This window comes from Actinoplanes sp. NPDC051537, from assembly GCF_055586105.1.
In genome coordinates, this window is the sequence record NZ_JBVJIU010000006.1 from 480,542 (window position 1) to 490,221 (window position 9,680).

A 9,680-nucleotide genomic window follows, 5' to 3' on the forward strand; every position below is an offset into this window, starting at 1 on the left:
CCGATACTGACCCCATGTCCGTACAGTTCACCGCCGACGACTACGCGGCCCGCATGCGCCACACGGTCGACTCCGCCACGGCCGCCGGGCTGGCCGGCGTTCTCGTCGGGATCGGGCCCGACCTGACCTGGCTCACCGCGTACAAGCCGACCGCGGTCACCGAGCGTCTCACCCTGCTGGTGCTCACCGCGGATCGGCCGCCGACGCTCGTGGTGCCGGCGCTCGAGCGGCCGGACGCGGCCGCGGCGACGGGCGCGAGCGCGCTCACCCTGGTCGACTGGTCCGACGGCGGCGACCCCTATCAGACGGTCGCGCCGCTGCTGCGGGCCGGCGGCCGGTACGGCATCTCCGACTCGACCTGGGCCATGCACCTGATCGGCCTGCAGAAGGCGCTGCCGGGCACGTCCTACGAGGCGATGTCCGACTGCCAGCCGATGCTGCGGGCGATCAAGGACGAGCACGAGCTGGGCCGGCTGGCTGCCGCGGGCGCGGCCGCCGACGCTGCCTACGGTGAGATCCTGGGCGTACGCTTCGCCGGCCGTCGCGAGACCGAGGTGGCGGGCGACCTGGCGTCGTTGTTGCGCAAGTTCGGCCACGAGCAGGTCGACTTCACCGTGGTCGGGTCCGGCCCCAACGGCGCCAACCCGCACCACGAGGCCGGGCAGCGGGTGATCCAGGAGGGCGACGCCGTGGTGCTCGACTTCGGCGGGCTGCTCGACGGCTACGGCTCGGACACCACCCGTACGGTCTCGGTGGGAACGCCCTCGGACGAGGTGCGTGAGGTGCACGAGATCGTTCGCCGCGCCCAGCAGGCCGCTTTCGAGGCGGTCCGCCCCGGCGTCGCGTGCGAGGAGATCGACTGGGTGGCCCGGCAGGTGATCCGGGACGCCGGCTACGGCGAGTACTTCATCCACCGCACCGGCCACGGCATCGGCGTCACCACGCACGAGCCGCCCTACATGGTGGCCGGCGAGAAGCAGCAGCTCGTGCCCGGCATGTGCTTCTCGATCGAGCCCGGCATCTACCTGCCCGGCAAGTTCGGCGTGCGGATCGAGGACATCGTCACGGTGACCGCCGACGCCGGCCGCCGCCTCAACAACACCGACCACGGTCTGGGAGTCGTCGCCTGACCCCGGTGTCAGACATCTGCCATCGCCAGGCGTGGTCCGGTCATCGACGATGGTGAGATGCGGCCGTCCCACCTCACCGGTCCCCAGATGGGCGAGCTCCAGCGGATGCTCGCGGCCGCGTTCGGTCGCGAGCGGTTCGGGCAGTTGCTGCGGCACCGGCTCGACCGGGACATCGACCACTACGTCGCGCCCGCCGACGACTATCTCGCCGCCCTCTACCGGGTCATCGACCACGCCGATCGCGAGCAGTGGTGGCCCGCCCTCGTCGCGTCGGCCCGTGCCGCCCGGCCGTCCGATCCGGCGCTCCAGGCGTTCGGCGAGCGGTTCGCGCTGGCGCCCTCGGTCGTGCCGCCGGGCGGCGAGAGCCTGGACGACCGGCGTCTCGAGGCGCAGATCAGAAAGGCGCGGTCCACGTACGACATAGCTTCGTGGCGTGCCCGGCTGGGCGAGATCGAGGGCCGCGTCTGCCACGTCGGCCTGCCCGGCGGCGGGGGCACGGGTTTCCTGGTCGGCCCCGGCGTCGTGATGACCAACTACCACGTGGTCGAGCCGGTGCTCCGCGGCCGGATCCGCCCCGCCGACGTGATCCTGTGGTTCGACTACGCGTACGCCACCGACGGCGCCACCCTCCGCCGCGGCACCCCGCACCGGTTGGCGGGGGACTGGTGCCTGGCCGCGAGCCCCTACAGCCGGTCGCCCGATCCCACCGACGACGAGCTGGACTTCGCCCTGCTGCGCGTCGACGGCCGGCCCGGCGAGGAGCCAGTCGGCGGCCCGTCGCCCGACCCCGCCCCACCCCGCGGCTGGATCGCGATGCCCGAGACCGACCACGACTTCGCCGAGTCCGCCGCCCTGCACATCGTCCAGCACCCCGGCGGCGGCCCCCTGGTCGTGGCCCTCGACACCGAGGCCGTCCTCGGCGTCAACCGGGCCGGCACCCGGGTCCGCTACCGCACTCCCACCGAGCGCGGCTCCTCCGGTTCCCCCTGCTTCGGCCCCGACTGGCAGTGGATAGCCCTGCACCACGCCTCCGACGGCGCCCGCCCGGCCGCCTTCAACGAGGGCATCCCGGTCGCGGCCCTGCGCCGAGCCACCGCGAGGTGGAACACCGGCACCGCCCTGAGCGGCTGACCACGATGCGAAGGCTCACCCTGACCGGCCCGCAGAAGGCGGCCCTGGAGACCGCGCTCGCGCGCGCCTACACGTCCGACCGGCTCGCCTTCCTGCTGCGCGAGCTCGACCGGGACTACGACCACATCCAGCTGACCGGGGCGAACTTCCCGGCGAACGTCGCCGAGGTGGTCAAGACCGCCCAGCAGCAGGGCTGGCTGATGGATCTGCTGGTCGCCACCCGCGCGCGGGACCCGCGGATCCAGGAGATCTACGAGGTCGTCACCGAGGCCCGGGCCGTGGCCGACCCGGAGCCGGACGCCCGCGGCGACCACGTCGTCGTCGCCTTCTCGTGCACGGCCCGCGGCCAGGAGATGGCCGACGAACTCGCCGCGCAGGTGCGGCGGATGACGGCGCCGGCACAGCCCTGGCGGGGCGCCGGCGCCAAGCTCCGCGGGTCGAACGTTCTGGTGCTCATCGAGACCCCGGATGCCGCCGCGGACCGGCGGTGCCGCGACGAGGTTGCGGACGCGCTCGCCATGGGTCTGGACGTGATCGCGGTGGTGACCGACCTCGCCACCGATCGCGCCGACTGGAGCCGGCCGCTCGACGCCGTGGACGGCCCGGAGGAGCTCGAGGAACGGCTCCGGCGGGCCGGCCTCCCCGCTCGCCGCCTCCAGAAGCTGCTCGACCGCCGGGAGATCCTCCGCCGTAACCGCGATCGTGCCGACGGCCCCGAGGCCCGCCGTATCGACGACGAGCTCGTCGAGCTGGACGGACTGATCGCCGGCCTGAACCTGCGCGGCGGCCCGGGCCGCCGCGCCGCGAGGGCCGACCCGCCGATCGCCACCCCACCCGAGGAGCCGTGGTGCGCCGGAGAGCCGCCCGTCGTGCCCGACGGCGAGTTCCAGGATCGCGTTCCCTACCGCGACGCGATCGTCCGGCATCTCACCGGCCCGGACGTCCGGATGGTCACGCTGACCGGCGCGGCCGGGATCGGCAAGACCGGCTTGATCGCCGACCTGCTGGCCGGCATCCGGGCGGGTGCGCTCGCGTGGCCGCTTAAGGGCTTCATCTACCTGCCGGTCTTCGGGTTCCGCCCGGTCAACGCCGCCACCCTGGTGCTCGGCGTGCTGCGGATGGTGCGCGACCAGGACGCCGCACGGCGGCTCCACGCCGCCCGCCGGCAGGGCATCCCCTGGCGGGACCTGCTCGACCGGGCTCTCGACGAGTTCGCGGACTGCCCGGTTCTGGTCGTCATCGACAACGCCGACGAGCTGTTCGAGACCGCCGGCGGCCGCACCCGTTTCGCCGACGAGGAGCTGCGCGAGGTCGTCGACCTGATCCTGGCGCGCCCCGACCACGACCTCCGGCTCCTGCTCGCGTCGCAGGGAACGGACGTGCCGGCCGGGGGCGCGCTGGTGGAGCTCGATCGGGGACTCGACCGGGACGACGCGCGGGCCTTCCTGCTGGCCCTCGACGCGGACCGGCTGCTGGGTCTCGCGGACGTCCCCGCGAGCGATCTGAACTACGTGTGCGACGAGGTCGATGGCCTGCCGCGCGCGCTGGAACTCGTGTATGCCTGGCTGAGCGGCCGATCGGACCGGTCGCTGGCCGGCCTGATCACGTCGTTGCAGCGGGAGAGCTACGACGACGCGGCGGCGTTTCTGCTCGACAAGACCTTCGGTCGGCTCTATCTGGAGTACCAGCGCATCCTGCAGATCCTGGCGGTCTACGGCCGGCCGGTGCCGGCCGCTGCCGTCGACGAGCTGCTCGCCCGTTACATGCCCGGGGCGACGAGCGGGTGGTCGCTGCCCCGGCTGGCCCGGTTGCGCCTGGTGCGGCGCGAGCCCGACGGCCGGTACTACGTGCCGCCGCGGCAGGACCGGGACGCCCTGCTCGAGACGATCGACCCGGACGGCGGGCTGCCGCTCAACCAGCTCCGGCTGTCGCACCTGGCGGCCGAGTACTTCGCCCGCCGCCCGGCGACACCCGCGAAGATCTCCGGAATCGACGACCTGCACGACCACCTCGCCGAGATCGATCTGCGCATCCAGGCCGGCGAGGTCGACCGGGCCCTGGACCTGATCGTGGCGATCAACGAGCAGTACCTGATGCGCTGGAACTACTTCACGGTCGCCGTCCGCGCGCTCGCCCAGTTCGAGGGCCTGCTCACCGATGACCGGGAGCGGCGCCTGCGGTGCGCGCTGGCGTGGGCCTACAGCAAACAACGGCGGCCCGCACTCGTGGTCGAACACGCGGAAGCCGCCCTCGCCCTCCGGCCCAGCATCACGAACAGGGCGCGCCTGCTGGCCACGCTCGGGAATGCCGCGAGCGACGAGGGACGGTACGAGGAGGCGGCCCGCCGGTATCGGTCGGCGCTGCGGGTCTCGCTCGTCCGGCCGGATCGGCGCCGCGCGATCCGGGCCATGGCCTACATCGGACTCGGCGTCGGGCGATCGGTCGCCGGGGACTTCGACGGCGCGATGCGCATGCAGGCGCGGGCGAACCGGGCCATGCCGCGTACGTCGAGCACCGAGGCGGCGCAGTTCCGGGTCGCGGCCGCCGCCAACGAGGGTCGGATACTCACGCTCACCGGCGACTACCCGAGGGCTCGGAGCCGGCTCGACGAAGCGATCGTCCTCGCGCGACTGGAGAAGCTGAACCTCGAGCGGGCCGAGTGCCACATCTACCGCTCCGAGCTGCTCATCCTGCTGGGCGAGTCGACGGAGGCGGTCGAGGACGCGGGCGAGGCCGCGAAGATCGCGGCCGAGACCGGTGACCGTCTGCTGCACCGCGACGCACGGGAGCTGCTCGCGCTGGCCGGACTCGCCGAGGGCGATCTCAAGGGCGCCGCCGAGGCGATCGGCGTCGCCGTCCGGCATGGCCCGACCCCGCGCGGGCTGGCCCTGCAGGGGATGATTGCCTACCGCGCCGGTGACCAGGCGGCCGCCGCGGCGGCGTTCGAGGAAGCACTGGCGCTGGTGCCGGATCGTCCCTACTTCGAGCACCTGGATGCGCGGTGGCTGATCCTGACCGGGCTCGCGGTCTCCCGGCCCGATCCCCCTCTGCTCGACGACGCCGCCGCGGCCTTCCGGGCGGCACGCGGAATCACGAGCGCGGACGGTGTGACGAAGCGGGCGGATCTGATGATCGACTTGCTGGAGCCCGATCCTGCTTCGTCGAGTCGTCTCCGTCCCCGATAGCCATCACACCGCCGAAGGCCAGCAGGGCCAGGAGGATCAGCCCGACGATCCACACACCGATGTCCCCCGAGCTGTCGTCGGGGTTCCCTCTGCCCAGGACGTATCGCCGGTGGAACATTTGGCTTCGACGCTAAGTGGGTGGGTTGATGCCGGTCCATGACGCAACGTCGGTGGCGTGGGGGTGACGGGTGGTGGCGCGGCCGCGACACGCCACCGCGAAGCGCTGGTCAACGTGGGCGCGGTGGACGACTATCAATCGATGGTCCTCCGGGTCGCGGTCGTCGATCCGTTGCCGTTCTTTCGGCTCGGGGTGATGGCGGCGATCGCCGCGGCCGGGCATGCCGCCGAGGAGACCGATGACGTCGTCGCCTGGGCCGCGGTGCCCGAGGCGCGGATCGTGCTGCTGACCGTGCGGGCGCTCGGTGACTGGCTGACCCTCGACGCGGTGTGCCGGGGCGCGGCCGGGAACGGCGTCATCGTGCTGCTCGATCAGCCGAGCCTCGCGGCGCACGTGCGGGCGCTCGCGGCGGGAGCCGTCGCGGTGCTGCCGCGGGACGCGCCGCCGGATGCGCTGCGGGAGGTGTTCGCGGCCGCGGCCGACGGCAAGAGCGTGGTGCCGACCGAGGTGCTGCGGGCGCTGCTGCGGCCCGCTGAAGCCGACGCCGGGCCGTCGGCGGACGAGCTCTCCTGGCTGCGGCAGCTCGCACGAGGGGAGAGCGTCGCCGAGGTGGCCGGCCGGTCCGGCTACTCCGAGCGCATGATGTTCCGGCTGCTCCGCGACCTCTACGCCCGGCTCGGCACCCGCAACCGCACCGAGGCGCTCATCCACGCCAAGGAGCAGGGCTGGCTGTGATCAGGCCGACGGGTTGCGGTGGGTCACCTCGTGCGGGAAGTGCAGCCGCACCGAGGTCGTCCCGGCCGAGGTGTGGGTGGTGACCACGTCGGCGAGCTGGCGGGCCATCCACAGGCCGCGCCCGGAGCCCTTCTCCGGCGACGGCGAGTAATAGCCGGCCGTCGGCGGCAGCGGTTGGCCACCCGCGTCATCGATCTGAAGGACGAGGGTTCCCGCGTACGGCCAGGCCCGCAGCCGCACCGGCGCGGCCCCGTGGACCAGGCCGTTCGTCACCACTTCGGCCACCGCGATCACCACGTCGTCGACGGCGCTGCCCTGGAACCGTTCGTGCCTGGTCCACGCGCGCACGGTCTCGCGGACCCGGCCGAGCTCGTCGAGCCCGGTGACGGTCATGTCGAGGGAGATGAACGAGGGCGGCGGCGCGAGCGGGATCTCGTTGCGGCCGGCCAGGTAGACGGACGCCGGGACGTGCTCGGTGTTGACCTGGTGACCGGACTCGGTGATCTCGAAGTCGTGCAGGCTGCGCACGTTCTCGATGGTCAGCGTCGGGTGACGGCGGCTGTCCCAGATGCAGGTGACCGGGCAGCCGTACGCCGCGTAGGTCTCATTGCAGACCGCTTCATAGGAGAGGTACGCCGCGGCGCGGTCGACCGGACTCGCGGGATCGATGGTGGTGGCGATGTCCGGTTCGGCGATGACGTGGATGCGACGGCCACCCTTGTGCTGATCCTCCAGGTAGCGGCGGAACTCCTCGTACGCGAAACCCAGCCGTTGATAGAAAGCGGCCGGCTCGCTCCACTGGAACCCATCGCTGAGACCGCCGAGGTCGGCCCGCACCAGGCGCTCGGTGTCGGTGCTCACGACCATGAGGATCGGGATGTTCTGGTCGACCGAGAGCCGCAGCGCCGGGATCAGGCGGGCGCGCAGGGCCTCGTCCGAGTCGACGATCAGGGCGGCGTGCACGAACCCGGCGGCCTGACTGGTCATGCGCCGATTCCCGGGCGGCTGAGGTCGAAGCCCGGCATGTCGGCGATGCCGCAGATCTGGAGCACGCGGTACGCCGCCGGCCCGCAACTGACCTCGAGGACGCCGCCGTCGGGCAGGGCGTCGCGCCCGACCAGCAGCGCCCGCACGCCGGCCGCGCCGCAGTAGGTCACCCCGGTCAGGTCGAGGCGGCCGGCGCCGTCGAGGACCTCGGCGACGATCTGCTCGGCGATCTCCGACCAGTTTTCCTCGTCGATGTCGCCGGAAAGGCGCAGGACCGCGCCGGCTCGCGACATCGAGGCCCGCTGAGCGTGTCCGGCACGAGATGACTCACCCACGAACTCACCATACGCGCTGGGGCCGCCGCCCGGAGGAGCCCGAAACGGTCATGACATCACTCGATGGGGTGGTCGGCGAAGCCCGGGTGGGTCGATCAGCTTTTGGGCTTGGACAGGTCATAGACCGTGCTCCCGCCGACCGTGGTGGCGGTGTAGTTGTCGGCCACCCACTGGCTGATGTCCGAGTCGCCGCCGCGGCCGCCGAAGCCGCCGCCGCCCTGGCCGCCGCCGATGTAGTAGCGGATCTCGCCGGCCTTCACGTAGGCCTGGAACTCGGCGAGGGTCGGGGACGGGTCGCTGCCGGTGAAGCCGCCGATCGCCATGACCGCGCGGCCGCTGGCGAGCTGGAGCGGGGCCGCCTGCATCGAGCCGTTGGTGGCCGCGGCCCAGCGGGAGTCGGTCGCCTCGAGCAGCGCCACCACCTCGGAGTCGGCCTGGCCGCTGCCGCCGGGGCCGCCGCCGCCCATCTGGCCGCCGCCGGGGAAGCCGCCCTCGAAGTTTCCACCGCCGGGGAAGCCGCCGTCGCGGCCCCCACCGAAGCCGCCACCGCGCCCGAACCCGTCGCCGGTCGAGACCCCGGCCGGACCGGACGTCGGCGTCGACCCGGTGTGCGCCACCCCGGCCGTGCTCACGCCCCAGGCCGCGCTCGCCAGCCCGGTCGCGCCCACCGCCACCGCCGCGACCGTCACGAGACCGACCCGGCGCAACGCCGTCGACGGCACCAGCAGGCCGGCCGCCGCGACGAGGCCGGCGATCAGCACGATCCACCGCAGCGCGGGCGCCCACGACACCCGGCCGAGCAGCTCGAAGTCCCAGATCGCGGTCACCGCCACCATCGCCGCGAGGCCGGCCCGGGCGACGATGGTCGACCGCATGCCCCACATCACCCGGGCGCCGATCGCGACCAGCGCCGCGATGCCGGGAGCCAGCGCGATCGCGTAGTACGGGTGGACGGTCCCGCTCATGTAGCTGAACGTCAGCGCCGTGACGATCGTCCAGCCGCCCCACATCACGGCCGCGGCCCGGGTGCGGTCGGTGCGCGGCGCCCGCGCCGACAGGACGAGCAGTCCCACGAGCGCGACCAGCGCCGCCGGCAGCAGCCAGGAGATCTCCAGGCCGAAGGAGTCGCCGAACATCCGGGTGAGGCCCGGCGACCCACCGAACATGCCGCCCCCGCCGCCCCCGCCACCGCCGTTGCCCTCGCCGCCGAAGATGCGGCCGAGCCCGTTGTAGCCGATCGCGAGCTGCCACAGCGTGTTGTTGGTCGAGCCGGCGATGTACGGCCGCGACGACGCCGGCCACAGCGACACCAGCAGCACGAACCATCCGCCCGAGACGACCAGCGCGACGCCGCCGATCAGCAGGTCACGCAGCCGCTTCAGCATGGTCGTCGGCGCCGCGATCAGGTAGACCAGCGCGAACCCGGGCAGCACCAGGAACGCCTGGAGCATCTTGGTGAGGAAACCGAAGCCGAGGAGTACGCCGCACAGCGCCAGCCACTTCCAGGACGCCTTCTCCACGGCCCGCACGGTCGCGTACGCCGCCCCCGTCATCAACAGCACGAGCAGCGCGTCGGGGTTGTCGAAGCGGAACATCAGCACCGCCACCGGCGTGACCGCGAGCGTCGCCCCGGCCAGCAGCCCGGCCACCGGGCCGAACCAGCGACGGACCGCCGCGTACAGCAGAGCCACGCTCGCCACGCCCATGAGCGCCTCGGGCACCAGCAGCGACCAGCTGTTCGCCCCGAAGATCCGCATGGACAGGCCCATCACCCACATCGCGGCCGGAGGCTTGTCGACCGTGATCGCGTTGCCGGCGTCGAGCGACGCGAACAGCCACGCCTTCCACGACTGGGAGCCGGCCTGGGCCGAGGCGGCGTAGAACTCGTTCGCCCAGCCGGAGGCCGACAGGTCCCACAGGTAGAGGACGGCGGTGGCGGCCAGCAGGGCGCCGAGCGCGGGCCGGTCCCACGCACGGCGGCGCTTGGACGGAGTCTCCAGCGGCGCCGGGGCAGGGTCGAGCGTCAACGTCATGCGGCCACTGTCGCCGGGCGGGCTAC

At 73.0% G+C, this 9,680-nt stretch carries 7 protein-coding genes; 4 read left to right on the forward strand and 3 right to left on the reverse strand.

Annotated elements, in window-relative coordinates:
- Nucleotides 1-14: 14 nt before the first annotated feature.
- From ACZ6TB_RS17460 to ACZ6TB_RS17475, 4 genes are all read left to right on the forward strand, one after another.
- Nucleotides 15-1,130, forward strand: a complete 1,116-nt coding sequence (locus ACZ6TB_RS17460) for a M24 family metallopeptidase (protein ID WP_465555456.1) — start codon at nucleotides 15-17, stop codon at nucleotides 1,128-1,130.
- A gap of 57 nt (nucleotides 1,131-1,187) precedes the next feature.
- Nucleotides 1,188-2,261, forward strand: a complete 1,074-nt coding sequence (locus tag ACZ6TB_RS17465; RefSeq protein ID WP_465555458.1) for a trypsin-like peptidase domain-containing protein — start codon at nucleotides 1,188-1,190, stop codon at nucleotides 2,259-2,261.
- Between the two features lie 5 nt (nucleotides 2,262-2,266).
- Nucleotides 2,267-5,446 (forward strand): effector-associated domain EAD1-containing protein, encoded by a 3,180-nt coding sequence (locus tag ACZ6TB_RS17470; RefSeq protein WP_465555460.1) that lies wholly within the window; start codon nucleotides 2,267-2,269, stop codon nucleotides 5,444-5,446.
- A 175-nt stretch (nucleotides 5,447-5,621) separates the two neighbouring features.
- Nucleotides 5,622-6,299: a helix-turn-helix transcriptional regulator gene (locus ACZ6TB_RS17475; protein WP_465555462.1), complete on the forward strand. Its 678-nt coding sequence runs from the start codon at nucleotides 5,622-5,624 to the stop codon at nucleotides 6,297-6,299.
- Here the strand turns inward: ACZ6TB_RS17475 and ACZ6TB_RS17480 are convergent, their stop codons facing one another.
- The 3 genes from ACZ6TB_RS17480 to ACZ6TB_RS17490 form a co-directional block, all read right to left on the reverse strand.
- The gene (locus ACZ6TB_RS17480) at nucleotides 6,300-7,286 is read right to left on the reverse strand and encodes an ATP-binding protein (RefSeq protein WP_465555464.1); all 987 of its coding nucleotides are present in this window, start codon (nucleotides 7,284-7,286) and stop codon (nucleotides 6,300-6,302) included.
- Complete coding sequence (locus tag ACZ6TB_RS17485) at nucleotides 7,283-7,621, reverse strand: STAS domain-containing protein (RefSeq protein ID WP_465555466.1); 339 nt, start codon at nucleotides 7,619-7,621, stop codon at nucleotides 7,283-7,285. The genes ACZ6TB_RS17480 and ACZ6TB_RS17485 overlap by 4 nt, the downstream gene beginning before the upstream one ends.
- Nucleotides 7,622-7,716: 95 nt before the next feature.
- Nucleotides 7,717-9,654 (reverse strand): ArnT family glycosyltransferase, encoded by a 1,938-nt coding sequence (locus ACZ6TB_RS17490; RefSeq protein WP_465555468.1) that lies wholly within the window; start codon nucleotides 9,652-9,654, stop codon nucleotides 7,717-7,719.
- Nucleotides 9,655-9,680 lie beyond the last annotated feature (26 nt).

What these genes read in the sequence shown, in the direction of transcription:
- ACZ6TB_RS17465 (WP_465555458.1), top strand. Translation starts at nt 1,188, where the DNA reads ATGCGGCCGTCCCACCTCACCGGTCCCCAGATGGGCGAGCTCCAGCGG.
- ACZ6TB_RS17490 (WP_465555468.1), bottom strand. Translation starts at nt 9,654, where the DNA reads ATGACGTTGACGCTCGACCCTGCCCCGGCGCCGCTGGAGACTCCGTCC.
- ACZ6TB_RS17460 (WP_465555456.1), top strand. Translation starts at nt 15, where the DNA reads ATGTCCGTACAGTTCACCGCCGACGACTACGCGGCCCGCATGCGCCAC.
- ACZ6TB_RS17480 (WP_465555464.1), bottom strand. Translation starts at nt 7,286, where the DNA reads ATGACCAGTCAGGCCGCCGGGTTCGTGCACGCCGCCCTGATCGTCGAC.
- ACZ6TB_RS17470 (WP_465555460.1), top strand. Translation starts at nt 2,267, where the DNA reads ATGCGAAGGCTCACCCTGACCGGCCCGCAGAAGGCGGCCCTGGAGACC.